Genomic DNA, 16,945 nt, shown 5'->3' with positions numbered 1-16,945 from the left:
TGCGAGGAAAGCGATAGCACTTGGCCTGTTTTATTCTGCACGAAGTGCTCTGGCAGTCGCGGCGTTCTGCACGATTCAGGCTTGGGCCTTGCTGGGCATTACACCGAAACGGCTGCGGTAGTCGCTTGGCGCCAGCCCAGTGATTTTCTTGAAGGTAGCGCGGAAGGCGCCGGGGTCTTGATAACCGACAGTCCAGGCGATGTGATCAATGGTGCCGTTGGTGAACTCAAGCATCTGCCGCGCCTTGCCCACCCGCAGGTGCTGGCAGTATTCGGTGGGTTTCAAACCCGTGGCGGCGCGGAACCGGCGCAGGAATGTGCGCTCCTCAAGCCCAGCCTGTTGCGCCATCGCGGCCAAGGAAACATCCACCGCGCCACTGGCCTGCAGCCAATGCTGCACCTTTAGAATCGCACCGTCGCCATGGGCCAGGATCGGCGCAAAGTTACTGCCACACTCACTGGCGCTGTCGCTGTGTTCGATCACCAAAAAGCGCGCGGTGCTGGCGGCGATGCTCGGGCCGAGTAAGCGGTCTACCAGGCGCAGACCAAGCTCGGACCAGGCCATCAGCCCGGCGGTGGTGATCAGATCGCCGTCATCGACGATGGGTTTGTCGGCCTCAAGGCGAATAGCCGGGTAACGGCCAGCGAAAGATTTGGCTGACGTCCAGTGCGTGGTGGCGCTACGACCGTCCAACAGGCCGCTTTCCGCCAGCAGGATCGAACCCACGCACACCCCACCCAGGATAGTCCCCGTGCGGTGCTGCTGGCGAAGCCAATCGAGCAACTCGGCAGAAGCCTGCCCCTCGGAGAAGCCCGCGATGGACGGCGGAATCAGCAAGGCGGTCAGCGCCTGCCCGGCGCCCGGCTGGCTGTCGAACACGCGGGCCGGCGCACTGCCTGCCTCGGCCTGCCAATGACTGATACGCAGTGCCGGCAGTTGCTCGGACTGATGCTCGGCGGCAATCCGGCTGGCGACGGCGAACAAGTCAGTCAAGCCATGCACGGCGGCCATTTGCGCACCGCTGTAGATCAGCACGCCAAGTTCGACGATCGCCATTGTCAGTTTTCCCTCTGGTATTGTCGGTGCGGCCAATCCCCAGGCGCTACGCCAGCCACGATACTGGACGCATCAACCATCACAAGGAAACCAAACATGGCCAAGCAAGCGCTCATCCTAATCGATATCCAGAACGACTACTTCCCCCAGGGCAAGTGGCCGCTTGACGGTGTGGACGCGGCGGCAGACAAGGCGCAGCAAGTGCTCCAGGCGTTTCGCCAGGCGGGCGATGCGGTGATTCATGTGCGCCACGAATTCAAATCCGACGATGCGCCCTTCTTCACCCCGGGTTCGCAAGGCGCGCAGTTGCACCCCAAGGTCCTGAACCGGGCCGATGAACCGGTGGTGCTCAAGCATTTCGTCAATGCGTTTCGCGAGACCAACCTGCGGGAGCTGCTGGAACAACGCAGCATCACCGAGTTGGTGGTGGTGGGCAGCATGAGCCATATGTGTATCGACGGCGTGGTGCGCGCGGCGGCGGATCTGGGCTACAGCGTGACCGTGATTCACGATGCCTGCGCCACGCGGGACTTGGAATTCAACGGTACCACCGTACCGGCGGCCCAGGTGCATGCGGCGTTTATGTCGTCGCTGGGGTTTGCGTATGCGAGCGTGGTGTCGGCGGCCCAGTTCCTGGCTGCCGACTGATTACGCTGCTTACCGGGTGGCGATGATGAACAGGCGCGGAAATGGCAGCAGCACGGTGCCATCGCCCAGCGCAGGATAAGCCTTGGTGATCCGCGCCAGGTACTCATCGAGGAAGGCGCTTTTTTCTGCTTCAGTCAGGGGCGCCAGGAACGGACGCAGCGCCGACCCTTTGAACCACTCCACCACCGCAGCAGCGCCTGCGAGCGGATGGTGGTAAGTGGTGCGCCATACATCCACGGTGGAACAGTGTTTGTTCAGCAGCTCAAAGTAGTAGCTCGCGGTATGGCGTTCGTTGTGTTTCACCGCGCTGATCTTGGCAGCCCATGGCCCGTGCGCCGCCACTTCCCGCGCCAGCGTGTGGGCCGGCTCATCGAGGTTGTCGGGCGTTTGCACTGCCAATGTGCCGCCGGGGTTCAACTGATTGATCAGGTGCGGGTACAACGCGGCGTGGTCCGGCAGCCATTGCAGCGAGGCATTGGCGAGGATGACGTCGAACTTCTGCGCGGGGTTCCAGGCGCCGATGTCGGCCAATTCGAAGTTCAGCGTGGGCAGGCGCGTGCGGGCGTCGACCAGCATGTCATCGGAGCTGTCCATGCCAGTGACCAATGCCTGCGGGAAACGATCAGCCAATACTTCAGTAGAGTTGCCCGGGCCGCATCCCAGGTCGACGGCGCTGCGCACATCGCTATCAGGGATGGCCGCCACCAGGTCGCGGACGGGACGGGTGCGCTGTTGTTCGAACATCGAGTATTGCTTGGCTGACCAGGTCATCGCGGCATGCCTTCTTCTGTGAGGAGTGACGACAGCCTAATTCTTGTGATCCATGAGAACAAACGCCAGCATTCATCACCTCCCATACCTCAAAAGTATTCCTATGCTGGAACTCAGGCAGCTCGGCCGTTTGTACCCAGCGTGCTACGCCTGTTCCGGGAAACCCTTGTCGGCGTTTCAGTGGTGCAGGAGGCGCCGCGTATGACCGCGACCCTGAGCCTGGTAGCTGCAGGCCTTGGGGTGTCCATACACGGTTTGCCAAATCCGACTAAAATTATTGTCGACCTGCGCAGGCGTCAGCCCTGCATGGGCGCTCAAGCCAGCCGTGGGATGGCAATGATATGGACCACTATGCCGACGATCTGGCGGAGTTGATCGAGCATTTGGATCTGAGAAACGTGATCCTCTTCGGCTTTTCCACCGGAGGTGGCGAAGTAGCACGTTATATCGCTCGCCACGGCATCGCGCGCGTGGCCAAGGCGGGGCTGGTCTGCTCGGTAACTCCACTGATGTTGAGAACTGAACAAAGAGCGAGCCAATGCTGAATGCTCAGGTTCGCGCAGCAATGAGCACCGCCAGCCCAAAAAAAACCGCGCGGCCCTGTCAGGCGGCGCGGTTTCTTATATTTGCAGCGTGTTGCGTGACTATATCCTAGAACGGAATATCGTCATCAAAGCTGTCGAAGTCGGCCGCTGGCTGAGGAGCTGCCTGCTGTGGCGCTGGACGCGACTCACGCTGTGGCTGCTGGGTTGGCTGCGGACGGGACTGCTGCTGTGGACGCGGTGCCGAGTTGGACATGCCGCCCTGGCCCTGTTGGTCGCCCTGTGGACGGCCGCCCAGCAGTTGCATGGTGCCTTGCATGTCGACCACGATTTCGGTGGTGTAACGCTTGATGCCGTCTTTTTCCCACTCGCGGGTTTGCAGTTTGCCTTCGATGTAGACCTGCGAACCTTTGCGCAGGTACTCACCGGCGATCTCTGCAACCTTGCCGAACATCGACACACGGTGCCATTCGGTTTTCTCGACCTTCTGGCCGGTTTGCTTGTCGGTCCACTGCTCGCTGGTCGCCAGACTCAGGTTGGTCACGGCGTTACCGTTCGGCAAGTAGCGAACTTCGGGATCCTGGCCGCAAGTACCGACCAATATGACTTTGTTAACCCCACGGGCCATAACGTTCTCCTAGGCTGGGCGCGCTGTCGGCACTGGGTTGACCAGTTGCTCGAGCGTCGCGCGATCCAATAATTCGGTGTCCAATTTGATGTAGATGGCGGCTTCTTCAGTGACAACCACAGCATCCGTAACCCCAACGACGGCCTTCAGGCGCTCGACCAGACCGGCTTCGCGGATCGCTTCGGGCGATAACGGCAGGCGCAGGCTCGTCACATAGGGAGGTTCGCGCATGGTAACAGCAAAGGCCAGCCAGAGGGCAGCCAGACCTGCGCATCCCAGGAACACAACCGACAAACCGCCATGCTGGAACATCCAGCCACCCATGATCCCGCCCAGTGCAGAACCGAGGAACTGGCTGGTGGAATACACGCCCATCGCCGTGCCTTTGCCGCCGGCCGGTGAAACCTTACTGATCAGCGAAGGCAATGAAGCCTCCAGCAGGTTGAACGCCGTGAAGAACACCACCGTGCCGATCACCAGTGCCCGCAAGCTGTCGCCGAACTGCCAGAAGAATAGCTCAGTGAGCATCAATGTCGCGACGGCGCCCAAGAGAACTCGTTTCATTTTGCGTTTCTTTTCGCCATAGATGATGAACGGGATCATGGCGAAGAACGAGATCAGCAGCGCGGTAAGGTAGACCCACCAGTGCTGCTCCTTGGGTAACCCGGCTTTTTGCACCAGGGCCAGGGGCAAGGCGATGAAGCTGCACATCAGCATCGCGTGTAATACGAAGATACCTAAATCCAGGCGCAGCAGGTCCGGGTGCTTGAGCGTGGGCAGCAACGCCTGTTTTGCCACGCCCGACTCACGGTGCTGCAACGGCCCCGTGGAGCGCGGCACCATAAAGGCGACGATCACGATGCCGAACAGCGCCATGCCGCCGGTGGCGAGGAACAGGCCATGCAAGCCGAACGCACGGGTCAGCAACGGGCCCACCACCATCGCAACGGCAAACGACAGGCCGATGGTCATGCCGATCATCGCCATGGCCTTGGTGCGATGTTGCTCGCGGGTCAGGTCGGAAAGCAGCGCCATGACGGCGGCGGAAATAGCGCCCGCGCCCTGCAGGACGCGCCCGGCGATCACGCCCCAGATCGAGTCGGCATTGGCCGCGAGCACGCTGCCCAGGGCGAACACGATCAGCCCCAGGTAGATGACCGGCCGGCGGCCGATGCGGTCGGAAATGATCCCGAACGGAATCTGGAACAGCGCCTGGGTCAGGCCATAGGCGCCAATCGCCAGGCCGATCAGGGCTGGGGTCGCTCCTGCGAGATCCATTCCATAGGTCGCCAATACTGGCAACACCATAAACATGCCTAGCATACGGAATGCGAACACCAGGGCCAGACCGCTTGCTGCGCGGGTCTCGCTGCCACTCATGCGTTCGCTGTGGGGATCGTGCATGGATAAACCTCGTGTGAACCGGCGGCGATTCTACCAGTCCCATCGATTGAGAGGGTATATGCGGCGCTTTGCCGCGCAGCTTTCATGTAAGGCTGCACCCGGCACTTTGACAGTGTATATTCATCCAGTCTTTAGCCGTATACTCCTGCATTATTTACGCCCGCCGTGCGAGGCCATCTTGGACAAGATCCTGATTCGTGGGGCTCGAACCCACAACCTGAAGAACATCGACCTGACCCTGCCACGGGACAAACTGATCGTCATCACCGGCTTGTCCGGGTCCGGCAAGTCGTCCCTGGCGTTTGACACGCTGTACGCCGAAGGCCAGCGCCGCTATGTGGAATCCCTGTCGGCCTATGCCCGGCAGTTCCTGTCGATGATGGAAAAGCCTGACGTCGACACCATCGAAGGCCTGTCGCCAGCAATTTCCATCGAACAGAAATCGACGTCGCATAACCCGCGCTCCACCGTGGGCACCATCACCGAAATCTACGACTACCTGCGCCTGCTGTATGCCCGCGTGGGTATCCCCCGCTGCCCGGACCACGACATTCCGCTGGAAGCCCAGACCGTCAGCCAGATGGTCGACCTGGTGCTGGCCCAGCCGGAAGGCGCCAAGCTGATGCTGCTGGCGCCGGTGATTCGCGAGCGCAAGGGTGAACACCTTTCGGTCTTTGAAGAACTGCGTGCGCAAGGTTTCGTACGCGCCCGGATCAACGGCAAGCTCTATGAGCTGGACGAAGCGCCGAAGCTGGATAAACAGAAGAAGCACTCGATTGATGTAGTGGTCGACCGCTTCAAGGTACGCGCTGACTTGCAGCAGCGCCTGGCGGAGTCTTTCGAGACCGCACTGAAGCTGGCGGACGGCATTGCCCTGGTGGCACCGATGGACGACGAGCCCGGGGAAGAAATCATCTTCTCTGCGCGCTTCGCCTGCCCGATCTGCGGCCATGCCATCAGCGAGCTCGAACCGAAGCTGTTTTCCTTCAACAACCCGGCCGGCGCCTGCCCGACCTGTGATGGCCTTGGAGTTAAGCAATTCTTCGACATCAAGCGCCTGGTTAATGGCGACCTCACGCTGGCGGAAGGCGCGATACGTGGCTGGGACAGGCGTAACGTCTATTATTTTCAGATGTTGGGTTCGCTTGCGTCGCACTACAAGTTCAGCCTGGAAGTGCCGTTCAACGAGCTGACGAGCGAACATCAGAAATTCATCCTGCACGGCAGTGGTTCGCAGAACGTCGACTTCAAATATTTGAACGACCGTGGCGATATCGTCAAACGCTCCCACCCGTTCGAAGGCATCGTGCCGAACCTGGAACGCCGTTACCGCGAGACCGAGTCGGCCAGCGTGCGCGAGGAGCTGGCCAAGTTCCTCAGCACCCAACCCTGCCCGGATTGCCGTGGCACGCGCCTGCGCCGTGAAGCGCGGCACGTATGGGTTGGCGAGAAGACCTTGCCGGCGGTGACCAACCTGCCGATTGGCGATGCCTGTGAGTACTTTGGCACGCTGAAGTTGACCGGTCGCCGTGGGGAGATTGCCGACAAGATCCTCAAGGAGATTCGTGAGCGGCTGCAATTCCTGGTCAATGTGGGGCTGGACTATCTGTCGCTGGATCGCAGTGCCGATACGCTTTCCGGCGGTGAAGCCCAGCGGATTCGCCTGGCGAGCCAGATTGGTGCCGGCCTGGTGGGCGTGCTGTACATCCTCGATGAGCCTTCGATCGGCTTGCATCAACGGGACAACGACCGACTGTTGGGAACGCTGAAGCACCTGCGGGACATCGGGAATACGGTGATCGTGGTCGAGCACGATGAAGACGCGATTCGCCTGGCCGACTATGTGGTCGACATCGGCCCGGGAGCGGGTGTGCACGGTGGGCATATTGTCGCCGAGGGCACCCCGGCAGAAGTGATGGCGCATCCTGATTCGCTGACCGGCAAATACCTGTCGGGCCGTGTGAAGATCGCCGTGCCGGCCAAACGCACTCCGCGCAACAAGAAGATGGCACTGCACCTCAAGGGCGCGCGTGGCAACAACTTGCGCAATGTCGACCTGGAAATCCCGTTGGGCCTGCTGACGTGCGTGACCGGTGTATCCGGTTCGGGCAAGTCGACGCTGATCAACAACACACTGTTCCCGTTGAGCGCCACCGCGCTGAACGGCGCGACGACTCTGGAAGCCGCCGCTCACGACAGCATCAAGGGGCTGGAGCTCCTGGACAAGGTGGTCGATATCGACCAGAGCCCGATTGGCCGCACACCGCGGTCCAACCCGGCAACCTACACCGGGCTGTTCACACCCATTCGCGAGCTGTTCGCCGGCGTGCCGGAATCGCGCTCCCGTGGCTACGGGCCCGGCCGGTTCTCGTTCAACGTCAAGGGCGGGCGCTGCGAGGCTTGCCAGGGCGATGGCCTGATCAAGGTGGAGATGCACTTTCTGCCGGACATCTACGTGCCATGCGACGTGTGCAAGAGCAAGCGCTACAACCGCGAAACCCTGGAGATCAAGTACAAGGGCAAGAGCATCCACGAAACCCTTGAGATGACTATCGAGGAAGCCCGGGTATTCTTTGACGCCGTACCGGCCCTGGCGCGCAAGCTGCAGACGCTGATGGATGTTGGCCTGTCGTACATCAAGCTGGGGCAGTCGGCGACCACGCTGTCGGGTGGTGAGGCGCAGCGGGTCAAGCTGTCTCGTGAGCTGTCCAAGCGTGATACCGGCAAGACCCTGTACATCCTCGATGAGCCGACCACAGGCCTGCACTTCGCGGATATTCAGCAACTGCTGGACGTGCTGCATCGCCTGCGTGACCACGGCAACACGGTGGTGGTGATCGAGCACAACCTGGACGTGATCAAGACCGCCGACTGGCTGGTGGACCTGGGGCCGGAAGGCGGCTCCAAAGGTGGGCAGATCATTGCGGTCGGCACACCGGAGCAAGTGTCGGAGATGAAGCAGTCTCACACGGGCTTCTACCTCAAGCCGCTGCTTGCCCGCGATAAGGACTGATCGTTCTGTGCATGAAAAAGCCCCTGTCACTGTGTAAGTGGCAGGGGCTTTTTTGTAGCCGGCGGAATCAGAACTGCGATTGCAGGTAATTCTCCAGGCCAATCAACTTGATCAGGCCCAACTGCTTTTCCAGCCAGTAGGTGTGATCTTCTTCGGTATCATTCAACTGCACCCGCAGGATTTCCCGCGTAACGTAGTCATTGTGCTGCTCGCAGAGCTCGATGCCCTTGCAGAGCGCGGCACGCACCTTGTACTCCAGGCGCAAGTCGCTGGCGAGCATGTCAGGCACCGTGGTGCCGGTGTCCAGGTCGTCGGGACGCATACGTGGCGTGCCTTCGAGCATCAGGATACGGCGCATCAGCGCATCGGCGTGCTGTGCCTCTTCTTCCATTTCGTGGTTGATACGCTCGTAGAGCTCGGTAAAGCCCCAGTCTTCGTACATCCGCGAGTGAATGAAATATTGGTCACGAGCTGCCAGTTCGCCCGTCAGCAACGTGTTGAGGTAATCGATTACGTCGGGGTGACCTTGCATCGTCCTACATCTCCCTGCTTGAAAGTCTGTAGTTTGAACCATGATGACCCGGAGGTCACGGGACCAACGGCAGAAAAGTGAACATTTCCGGTGAAAAGTAGCTGAAATAACGCAAAAACCGCCCAAATGAGGGCGGTTCTGCTTATCGTTTAGAGTTAGTTAAGCGATACACCCAGTGCAGATGCGATCCCTTCTCCATAAGCAGGATCTGCCTTGAAGAAGTACTGCAACTGGCGCTGCACCACATCACTGGAAACACCTGCCATGGCGCCGGCGATGTTGTTGATCAGCAGGGCTTTCTGCTCATCGCTCATCAGGCGGAACAGCGCACCGGCGTGGCTGTAGTAGTCGGTGTCTTCGCGGTGATCATAGCGATCAGCCGCGCCGCTCAGTGCCAATGCCGGTTCAGCGTACTGAGGAGCCTGCTTCGGTGCGTCAGCGTAGCTGTTTGGCTCGTAGTTGGGAGCCGCACCGCCATTAGTGCCGAATGCCATCGAACCGTCACGCTGGTAGCTGTTGACCGGGCTGCGTGGCGCGTTCACCGGCAGGTGCTGGTGGTTGGTGCCTACACGGTAGCGGTGGGCATCAGCGTACGCAAACACACGACCTTGCAGCATGCGGTCTGGCGACAAGCCCACACCTGGAACCATGTTGCTTGGACCGAAAGCCGCCTGCTCAACTTCAGCGAAGTAGTTCATCGGGTTACGGTTCAGTTCCAACTCACCCACTTCAATCAGCGGGAACTCTTTCTGCGACCAAGTCTTGGTCACGTCGAACGGGTTCTCGTAGTGAGCGTTGGCCTGGGCTTCAGTCATGATCTGTATGCACACGCGCCATTTCGGGAAGTCACCGCGCTCAATAGCACCGAACAGATCACGTTGGGCGTAATCAGGGTCAGTACCCGCCAGGCGTGCAGCGTCAGCCGGCGCCAGGTTCTTGATGCCTTGCTTGGTCTTGTAGTGCCACTTAACCCAGTGCCGCTCGCCGCGGGCGTTGATCAGGCTATAGGTGTGGCTGCCGAAGCCGTGCATGTGACGGTAACCGTCCGGGATGCCACGGTCCGAGAACAGAATGGTGACCTGGTGCAGCGCCTCGGGGGAGTGCGACCAGAAGTCCCACATCATCTGCGCACTTTTCAGGTTACTTTGCGGCAGACGCTTTTGGGTGTGGATAAAATCCGGGAACTTGAGCGGGTCACGGATGAAGAACACCGGGGTGTTGTTGCCAACGATGTCCCAGTTGCCTTCTTCGGTGTAGAACTTCAACGCGAAACCACGTGGGTCGCGTTCGGTATCAGCCGAACCACGCTCACCGCCCACGGTGGAGAAGCGCAGGAACGTCGGGGTTTGTTTACCCACGGACTCAAACAGCTTGGCGCTGGAGTACTGCGTGATGTCTTGAGTGACGGTAAAGGTACCGAAAGCCCCCGAACCTTTGGCGTGCACGCGACGCTCAGGAATGTTTTCGCGGTTGAAGTGGGCAAGCTTCTCGATCAGGTGGAAATCGTCGAGCAGCAACGGCCCACGCGGGCCGGCAGAACGGGAGTTCTGGTTGTCGGCAACGGGAGCGCCGCTGGCGGTCGTAAGGGTTTTATTCTGGCTCATGCTCAATCTTCCTCAGGTCAGTCATGGAACTGCCGGCTAATCGGCCTGGGGGGAGTATTGACCAGTAAGGTGTCACCATCAAATTCATTAAATCATGAGCTTCAATAGAATTTAACTAACGAACCATCCAAACAGATAGCCATGACAGTTTTATGAGTTGAGACGTGTTTGGCCGGGGTGTTTCCGGTTTTCTAACGCGCACAAAAAACCGGGCACTAGGCCCGGTTCTTCGTTACAGACTGACGTCTTACTCAGCGGATACAGCTTCACCGCCAACTGGACGATCGATCAGCTCAACGTACGCCATAGGCGCGTTGTCACCAGCGCGGAAACCGCACTTGAGGATGCGCAGGTAGCCACCCTCACGGGTAGCGTAACGCTTGCCCAGGTCGTTGAAGAGCTTACCAACGATAGCTTTCGAACGAGTACGGTCGAAAGCCAGACGGCGGTTAGCCAGGCTGTCTGTCTTGGCCAAAGTGATCAGCGGCTCAGCAACGCGACGCAGTTCTTTAGCTTTCGGCAGTGTAGTTTTGATCAGCTCGTGCTCGAACAGCGACACCGCCATGTTCTGGAACATAGCCTTACGGTGCGAGCTGGTACGGCTCAGGTGACGACCACTTTTACGATGACGCATGGTTCATTCCTTACCAAACTCACGTTCGGTGATTACGACGATCAGGCAGTCGCCTTGTCGTCCTTCTTAAGACTTGCAGGCGGCCAGTTGTCGAGGCGCATGCCGAGGGACAGACCGCGGGAGGCCAGAACGTCCTTGATTTCAGTCAAGGATTTCTTGCCTAGGTTCGGAGTCTTCAACAGTTCTACTTCGGTGCGCTGAATCAGATCGCCGATGTAGTAAATGTTTTCCGCCTTAAGGCAGTTAGCCGAACGTACAGTCAGTTCCAGATCGTCAACCGGGCGAAGCAGGATCGGATCGATCTCGTCTTCCTGCTCGATTACCACTGGTTCGCTGTCACCCTTGAGGTCGACGAACGCAGCCAACTGCTGTTGCAGAATGGTTGCAGCGCGGCGGATAGCCTCTTCAGGGTCCAGAGTACCGTTGGTTTCCAGATCAATAACCAGCTTGTCCAGGTTAGTACGCTGTTCGACACGGGCGTTTTCCACCACGTATGCGATACGGCGAACCGGGCTGAACGAAGAGTCAAGCTGCAAGCGACCAATGCTGCGGCTTTCATCTTCATCGCTCTGACGCGAGTCGGCCGGTTCATAACCACGACCACGAGCTACGGTGAGCTTCATGTTCAGGGCGCCGTTAGACGCCAGGTTAGCGATTACGTGATCGGGATTAACGATCTCGACATCATGATCCAGCTGAATATCGGCAGCGGTAACCACCCCCGAACCCTTCTTCGACAAGGTCAGCGTAACTTCGTCACGGCCGTGCAGCTTGATAGCCAGACCTTTAAGGTTCAACAGGATTTCAATTACGTCTTCCTGTACACCTTCGATGGCGCTGTACTCGTGGAGCACACCGTCAATCTCGGCCTCGACTACTGCACAGCCGGGCATTGAGGACAACAGGATGCGGCGCAGCGCGTTGCCCAGGGTGTGGCCAAAACCACGCTCGAGAGGCTCGAGAGTGATCTTGGCGCGGGTTGGACTGACAACCTGCACATCAATGTGACGGGGTGTCAGGAACTCATTTACCGAAATCTGCATGGATGCACCTATTTTCTAGCCCTTACTTGGAGTAGAGCTCGACAATCAGGCTTTCGTTGATGTCGGCGGACAGATCACTGCGAGCAGGAACGTTCTTGAAAACGCCCGACTTCTTCTCAGTGTCTACTTCTACCCATTCTACGCGGCCACGTTGGGCACACAGATCGAGAGCTTGGACAATGCGAAGTTGATTTTTTGCTTTCTCGCGAATCGCGACCACGTCACCAGCACGAACCTGGTACGACGGGACGTTAACGGTTTGGCCGTTTACGCTGACGGATTTGTGCGATACCAGCTGACGGGATTCGGCACGAGTCGAACCAAAGCCCATACGGTATACAACGTTGTCCAGACGGCATTCGAGCAGTTGCAGCAGGTTTTCACCGGTTGCACCTTTCTTGCCAGCAGCTTCTTTGTAGTAGCCGCTGAACTGACGCTCGAGAACGCCGTAAATACGACGGACCTTCTGCTTTTCACGCAGTTGGGTGCCGTAATCGGACTGGCGACCGCGGCGTTGGCCGTGGATGCCAGGTGCTGCTTCAATGTTGCACTTCGATTCGATCGCGCGCACGCCGCTCTTCAGAAAGAGATCGGTGCCTTCACGACGAGCGAGTTTGCATTTTGGACCAATGTAACGAGCCATTCTTTACAATCTCCTGGATTACACGCGGCGCTTCTTCGGCGGACGGCACCCGTTGTGCGGGATTGGCGTCACGTCGGTGATGCTGGCGATCTTATAGCCACAGCCGTTCAAAGCACGGACAGCAGACTCACGACCTGGACCTGGACCTTTGACGTTGACGTCGAGGTTTTTCAGGCCATATTCCAGCGCAGCTTGACCAGCACGTTCAGCAGCTACTTGAGCAGCAAACGGGGTGGACTTGCGAGAACCGCGGAAACCCGAACCACCGGAGGTAGCCCAAGAAAGCGCGTTACCTTGACGGTCGGTGATGGTCACGATTGTGTTGTTAAAAGATGCATGGATGTGGGCGATGCCATCAACCACTGTCTTTTTAACTTTTTTACGAGGACGAGCAGCAGGTTTTGCCATGATTAATTTCCTGTCGATTCGCGTGGGCGATTACTTGCGGATCGGCTTACGCGGACCTTTACGGGTACGCGCGTTAGTCTTGGTACGCTGACCGCGTACTGGAAGACCACGACGATGACGCAGACCACGGTAGCAACCGAGGTCCATCAAACGCTTGATTTTCATGTTGATTTCGCGACGCAGGTCACCTTCAGTGGTGAACTTCGCCACTTCGCCACGCAACAGCTCAATCTGCTCGTCGCTCAGATCTTTGATCTTTGCGGCTGGGTTTACCCCAGTGTCTGCGCAAATTTTCTGCGCAGTAGTGCGACCAACACCATAGATGTAGGTCAGCGAGATAACAGTGTGCTTGTTATCTGGAATGTTAACGCCTGCAATACGGGCCATTCAGTGGGACTCCAATTGACAGCTACCTACGCCCCGGAAGCCAAGAAATAGGGCGCGAGATAATATCGCTGTAATAACAAATAATCAACCCGGCAGCGCACTAGCTGCCGGGCTTCAAGCGGATCACACTCAGCCTTGGCGCTGTTTGTGACGCGGTTCCGCGCTGCAAATTACTCGAACAACACCTTCGCGGCGAATAATTTTGCAGTTACGGCACAGCTTTTTCACCGATGCACGAACTTTCATCACCAACTCCTCGAACCTTATGGGTACTCAGCGCAACATGCCGCTGCCGTAACCCTTCAGGTTGGCTTTCTTCATCAGGGATTCGTACTGGTGCGAAACGAGGTGCGATTGTACTTGGGACATGAAGTCCATCACAACCACGACGACGATCAGCAACGAGGTCCCGCCAAGGTAGAACGGAACGTTTGCTGCAACCACCAGGAACTGGGGCAACAGGCACACGGCCGTCATATATAGAGCACCGAACATGGTCAAGCGAGTCAGAACGCCATCAATGTAGCGCGCAGACTGCTCACCTGGACGGATACCCGGAATAAAGGCACCGGACTTCTTCAGGTTTTCCGCTACGTCTTTCGGATTGAACATCAACGCCGTATAGAAGAAGCAGAAGAAAATAATCCCTGCACTAAACAGCAGAATATTCAACGGCTGACCAGGAGCGATCGACTGCGAGATGTCCTGCAACCAGCCCATACCTTCAGACTGACCGAACCAGGCACCCAACGAAGCCGGAAACAGCAAAATGCTGCTCGCGAAAATGGCAGGAATAACCCCGGCCATGTTCACTTTCAGCGGCAAGTGGCTGGTCTGCGCAGCAAAGACCTTACGGCCCTGCTGACGCTTGGCGTAGTGAACAGCAATACGACGCTGGCCACGCTCAATGAACACCACAAAACCGATAATCGCTACTGCCAACAAACCGATGGCAACCAGGGCGAAGATATTAATATCACCCTGACGTGCAGACTCGAAAGACTGCCCAATCGCTCTCGGAAGACCGGCAACGATACCTGCGAAAATCAACATCGAGATACCGTTACCAACACCACGCTCAGTAATCTGCTCACCCAGCCACATCATGAACATCGCACCAGCCACAAACGTGGATACCGCGACGAAATGGAAGCCAAAGTCACCAGTGAACGCAACACCCTGCCCGGCCAGGCCAACGGACATGCCGATAGCTTGAACCAGGGCGAGGATGACAGTGCCGTAGCGGGTGTACTGGCTTATCTTGCGACGGCCAGCTTCACCTTCCTTCTTCAACTGCTCCAACTGCGGGCTGACGGCGGTCATCAGTTGCATGATGATCGATGCCGAGATATACGGCATGATCCCCAGTGCAAAGATGCTCATCCGTTCCAGCGCGCCGCCGGAAAACATGTTGAACAAGCTAAGAATGGTCCCCTCATTCTGTCGAAACAGGTCTGCGAGTCGGTCCGGGTTGATACCTGGAACCGGGATGTGTGCGCCTATTCGGTAGACGATAATCGCCAGGAACAGAAAACGCAGACGAGCCCAAAGTTCAGACATACCGCCTTTGCCGAGCGCTGAGAGAGCACCTTGCTTAGCCATTTATTCCTCGAACTTGCCGCCAGCTGCTTCGATAGCCGAACGCGCACCTTTGGTGGCGCCGATTCCCTTGCCGATAGTGACAGCGCGAGTCACTTCACCGGACAGCATGATTTTCACACGCTGTACGTTGACGTTGATCACGTTGGCATCTTTCAGGGTCTGCACGGTAACGATGTCGCCTTCCACTTTGGCCAGCTCGGACAGACGCACTTCTGCGCGGTCCATGGCTTTCAGGGAAACGAAACCGAACTTCGGCAGGCGACGATGCAGCGGCTGTTGACCGCCTTCAAAGCCTGGAGCGATGGTGCCACCGGAGCGGGAAGACTGACCTTTGTGGCCACGGCCACCGGTCTTGCCCAAACCACTACCGATACCACGGCCCGGACGATGCTTTTCGCGACGGGAACCCGGCGCTGGACTCAGATCATTGAGTTTCATCGATTAACCCTCGACACGCAGCATGTAGTAAGCCTTGTTGATCATCCCGCGATTCTCGGGAGTATCAAGTACTTCTACAGTGTGACCGATGCGACGCAGACCCAAACCCTTAACGCACAATTTGTGGTTAGGGATGCGGCCGGTCATGCTTTTGATCAGCGTTACTTTTACGGTAGCCATGATCAGAAGATCTCCTTGACGCTTTTGCCACGCTTGGCGGCAATGGATTCAGGAGACTGCATAGCCTTCAAACCTTTGAAAGTGGCGTGAACCACGTTTACCGGGTTAGTCGAGCCGTAGCACTTGGCCAGAACGTTCTGAACGCCAGCAACTTCGAGGACAGCACGCATAGCGCCGCCAGCGATGATACCGGTACCTTCAGAAGCAGGCTGCATGTACACCTTCGAAGCGCCGTGAGCGGACTTCATTGCGTACTGCAGCGTGGTGCCGTTCAGATCAACTTGGATCATGTTGCGACGAGCAGCTTCCATTGCCTTCTGGATCGCGGCAGGCACTTCACGTGACTTGCCACGGCCGAAGCCAACGCGCCCTTTACCATCACCAACCACGGTCAACGCGGTGAAAGTGAAGATACGGCCGCCTTTAACGGTTTTGGCTACGCGGTTAACTTGAACCAGCTTCTCAATGTAGCCTTCGTCGCGCTTTTGGTCGTTATTTGACATAACTTAGAACTCCAGCCCAGCTTCACGAGCAGCATCAGCCAGCGCTTTCACGCGGCCGTGGTACTTGAAGCCAGAGCGGTCGAAAGCCACTTGCGAGACGCCAGCGGCCTTAGCACGCGTAGCGACCAGCTGGCCAACCTTTGTGGCCGCGTCGATGTTGCCAGTGGCACCATCACGCAGTTCTTTATCCAAAGTCGAGGCGCTTGCCAGGACTTTGTTGCCGTCGGCCGAGATGACCTGGGCGTAGATGTGCTGCGACGAGCGGAACACGCAGAGACGCACGACTTCGAGTTCGTGCATTTTCAGGCGTGCTTTGCGAGCGCGACGCAGTCGAGTAACTTTTTTGTCGGTCATTTGCTATGCCCTACTTCTTCTTGGCTTCTTTACGACGGACGACTTCGTCCGCGTAGCGCACACCTTTGCCTTTGTACGGCTCTGGTGGACGGAAGTCGCGGATCTCAGCGGCCACCTGACCTACCAGCTGCTTATCAATACCCTTGATCAGGATATCGGTTTGGCTTGGGGTCTCAGCGGTGATGCCTTCCGGCAGTTCGTAATCCACTGGGTGCGAGAAGCCAAGGGCCAGGTTCAGAACCGTGCCTTTTGCTTGCGCTTTGTAACCAACACCGACCAGCTGGAGCTTACGCTCGAAGCCTTGGCTTACGCCTTGGACCATGTTGTTTACCAACGCACGAGTGGTACCGGCCATTGCGCGAGTTTGTTGATCGCCATTGCGAGCAGCGAAACGCAGCTCACCAGCTTCTTCAACGATCTCAACGGACGAATGGATGTTCAGTTCCAGAGTGCCCTTGGCACCCTTCACCGAAAGCTGTTGGCCTGCGAATTTTACTTCGACACCGGCTGGCAGCTTAACGGGGTTCTTAGCGACGCGTGACATGCTTATCCCCC

The 16,945-nt window shown here is 57.9% G+C and carries 20 protein-coding genes and 1 pseudogene; 3 read left to right on the top strand and 18 right to left on the bottom strand.

Annotated features, from left to right (window positions below; all coding sequences use genetic code 11):
* Positions 1-75 precede the first annotated feature (75 nt).
* The gene (locus ACZRN6_RS21300) at positions 76-1,056 is read right to left on the bottom strand and encodes a GlxA family transcriptional regulator (RefSeq protein ID WP_322147791.1); all 981 of its coding nucleotides are present in this window, start codon (positions 1,054-1,056) and stop codon (positions 76-78) included.
* A gap of 96 nt (positions 1,057-1,152) precedes the next feature.
* On the opposite strand from ACZRN6_RS21300, the gene ACZRN6_RS21295 reads away from it, so the two are divergent.
* A complete protein-coding gene (locus ACZRN6_RS21295; protein WP_464008773.1) occupies positions 1,153-1,704 on the top strand; it encodes a cysteine hydrolase family protein in 552 nt (183 codons plus the stop codon).
* A gap of 9 nt (positions 1,705-1,713) precedes the next feature.
* Here ACZRN6_RS21295 and tam read toward each other — a convergent pair whose 3' ends face one another.
* Complete coding sequence (gene tam, locus ACZRN6_RS21290; RefSeq protein ID WP_464008772.1) at positions 1,714-2,475, bottom strand: trans-aconitate 2-methyltransferase; 762 nt, start codon at positions 2,473-2,475, stop codon at positions 1,714-1,716.
* 305 nt (positions 2,476-2,780) lie between these two features.
* Here tam and ACZRN6_RS21285 point away from each other — a divergent pair.
* Positions 2,781-2,999: pseudogene (locus ACZRN6_RS21285) on the top strand (alpha/beta fold hydrolase); the annotation flags it as partial.
* A 127-nt stretch (positions 3,000-3,126) separates the two neighbouring features.
* On the opposite strand, the gene ACZRN6_RS21280 reads toward ACZRN6_RS21285, so the two are convergent.
* Positions 3,127-3,645, bottom strand: coding sequence for a single-stranded DNA-binding protein (locus tag ACZRN6_RS21280; protein WP_003210042.1), 519 nt, complete (start codon positions 3,643-3,645; stop codon positions 3,127-3,129).
* A gap of 9 nt (positions 3,646-3,654) precedes the next feature.
* Positions 3,655-5,049: an MFS transporter gene (locus ACZRN6_RS21275; RefSeq protein ID WP_322147794.1), complete on the bottom strand. Its 1,395-nt coding sequence runs from the start codon at positions 5,047-5,049 to the stop codon at positions 3,655-3,657.
* Between the two features lie 178 nt (positions 5,050-5,227).
* Here ACZRN6_RS21275 and uvrA point away from each other — a divergent pair, with 178 nt between their 5' ends.
* Positions 5,228-8,062, top strand: coding sequence for an excinuclease ABC subunit UvrA (uvrA, locus tag ACZRN6_RS21270; RefSeq protein ID WP_322147795.1), 2,835 nt, complete (start codon positions 5,228-5,230; stop codon positions 8,060-8,062).
* Positions 8,063-8,129: 67 nt separating this feature from the next.
* Here the strand turns inward: uvrA and bfr are convergent, their stop codons facing one another.
* From bfr to rplF, 14 genes are all read right to left on the bottom strand, one after another.
* Positions 8,130-8,594, bottom strand: a complete 465-nt coding sequence (gene bfr, locus ACZRN6_RS21265; RefSeq protein ID WP_177082985.1) for a bacterioferritin — start codon at positions 8,592-8,594, stop codon at positions 8,130-8,132.
* A 155-nt stretch (positions 8,595-8,749) separates the two neighbouring features.
* Positions 8,750-10,198, bottom strand: coding sequence for a catalase (locus ACZRN6_RS21260; protein ID WP_464008771.1), 1,449 nt, complete (start codon positions 10,196-10,198; stop codon positions 8,750-8,752).
* Positions 10,199-10,445: 247 nt separating this feature from the next.
* Entirely contained in the window at positions 10,446-10,832 is a 387-nt protein-coding gene (gene rplQ / locus ACZRN6_RS21255) for a 50S ribosomal protein L17 (RefSeq protein ID WP_003210053.1), read from the bottom strand.
* Positions 10,833-10,873: 41 nt separating this feature from the next.
* Positions 10,874-11,875 carry a DNA-directed RNA polymerase subunit alpha gene (locus ACZRN6_RS21250; RefSeq protein WP_003176403.1) on the bottom strand — a complete coding sequence of 334 codons (1,002 nt, stop codon included), beginning with the start codon at positions 11,873-11,875 and terminating at the stop codon, positions 10,874-10,876.
* A 22-nt stretch (positions 11,876-11,897) separates the two neighbouring features.
* Positions 11,898-12,518 (bottom strand): 30S ribosomal protein S4, encoded by a 621-nt coding sequence (gene rpsD / locus ACZRN6_RS21245; RefSeq protein WP_003210056.1) that lies wholly within the window; start codon positions 12,516-12,518, stop codon positions 11,898-11,900.
* 18 nt (positions 12,519-12,536) lie between these two features.
* The gene (rpsK, locus tag ACZRN6_RS21240; RefSeq protein ID WP_002555466.1) at positions 12,537-12,926 is read right to left on the bottom strand and encodes a 30S ribosomal protein S11; all 390 of its coding nucleotides are present in this window, start codon (positions 12,924-12,926) and stop codon (positions 12,537-12,539) included.
* A gap of 30 nt (positions 12,927-12,956) precedes the next feature.
* Positions 12,957-13,313, bottom strand: a complete 357-nt coding sequence (rpsM, locus tag ACZRN6_RS21235; protein WP_003210063.1) for a 30S ribosomal protein S13 — start codon at positions 13,311-13,313, stop codon at positions 12,957-12,959.
* Between the two features lie 129 nt (positions 13,314-13,442).
* Entirely contained in the window at positions 13,443-13,559 is a 117-nt protein-coding gene (gene rpmJ / locus ACZRN6_RS21230; protein WP_002555468.1) for a 50S ribosomal protein L36, read from the bottom strand.
* A 27-nt stretch (positions 13,560-13,586) separates the two neighbouring features.
* Positions 13,587-14,915, bottom strand: coding sequence for a preprotein translocase subunit SecY (gene secY / locus ACZRN6_RS21225; RefSeq protein WP_003210064.1), 1,329 nt, complete (start codon positions 14,913-14,915; stop codon positions 13,587-13,589).
* Positions 14,916-15,353 (bottom strand): 50S ribosomal protein L15, encoded by a 438-nt coding sequence (gene rplO / locus ACZRN6_RS21220; RefSeq protein WP_003210066.1) that lies wholly within the window; start codon positions 15,351-15,353, stop codon positions 14,916-14,918. It lies immediately after the preceding gene.
* 3 nt (positions 15,354-15,356) lie between these two features.
* A complete protein-coding gene (gene rpmD / locus ACZRN6_RS21215) occupies positions 15,357-15,533 on the bottom strand; it encodes a 50S ribosomal protein L30 (protein WP_003186033.1) in 177 nt (58 codons plus the stop codon).
* Between the two features lie 2 nt (positions 15,534-15,535).
* Entirely contained in the window at positions 15,536-16,036 is a 501-nt protein-coding gene (rpsE, locus tag ACZRN6_RS21210) for a 30S ribosomal protein S5 (protein WP_003186035.1), read from the bottom strand.
* Between the two features lie 3 nt (positions 16,037-16,039).
* On the bottom strand, positions 16,040-16,390 hold the full coding sequence (rplR, locus tag ACZRN6_RS21205; RefSeq protein ID WP_003186037.1) for a 50S ribosomal protein L18: 351 nt from the start codon (positions 16,388-16,390) through the stop codon (positions 16,040-16,042).
* Between the two features lie 10 nt (positions 16,391-16,400).
* Positions 16,401-16,934 carry a 50S ribosomal protein L6 gene (rplF, locus tag ACZRN6_RS21200; RefSeq protein WP_003176412.1) on the bottom strand — a complete coding sequence of 178 codons (534 nt, stop codon included), beginning with the start codon at positions 16,932-16,934 and terminating at the stop codon, positions 16,401-16,403.
* Positions 16,935-16,945 lie beyond the last annotated feature (11 nt).

It is taken from the genome of Pseudomonas sp. A125 (assembly GCF_055409485.1).
This window is presented reverse-complemented; position numbering and strand designations above follow the sequence as displayed.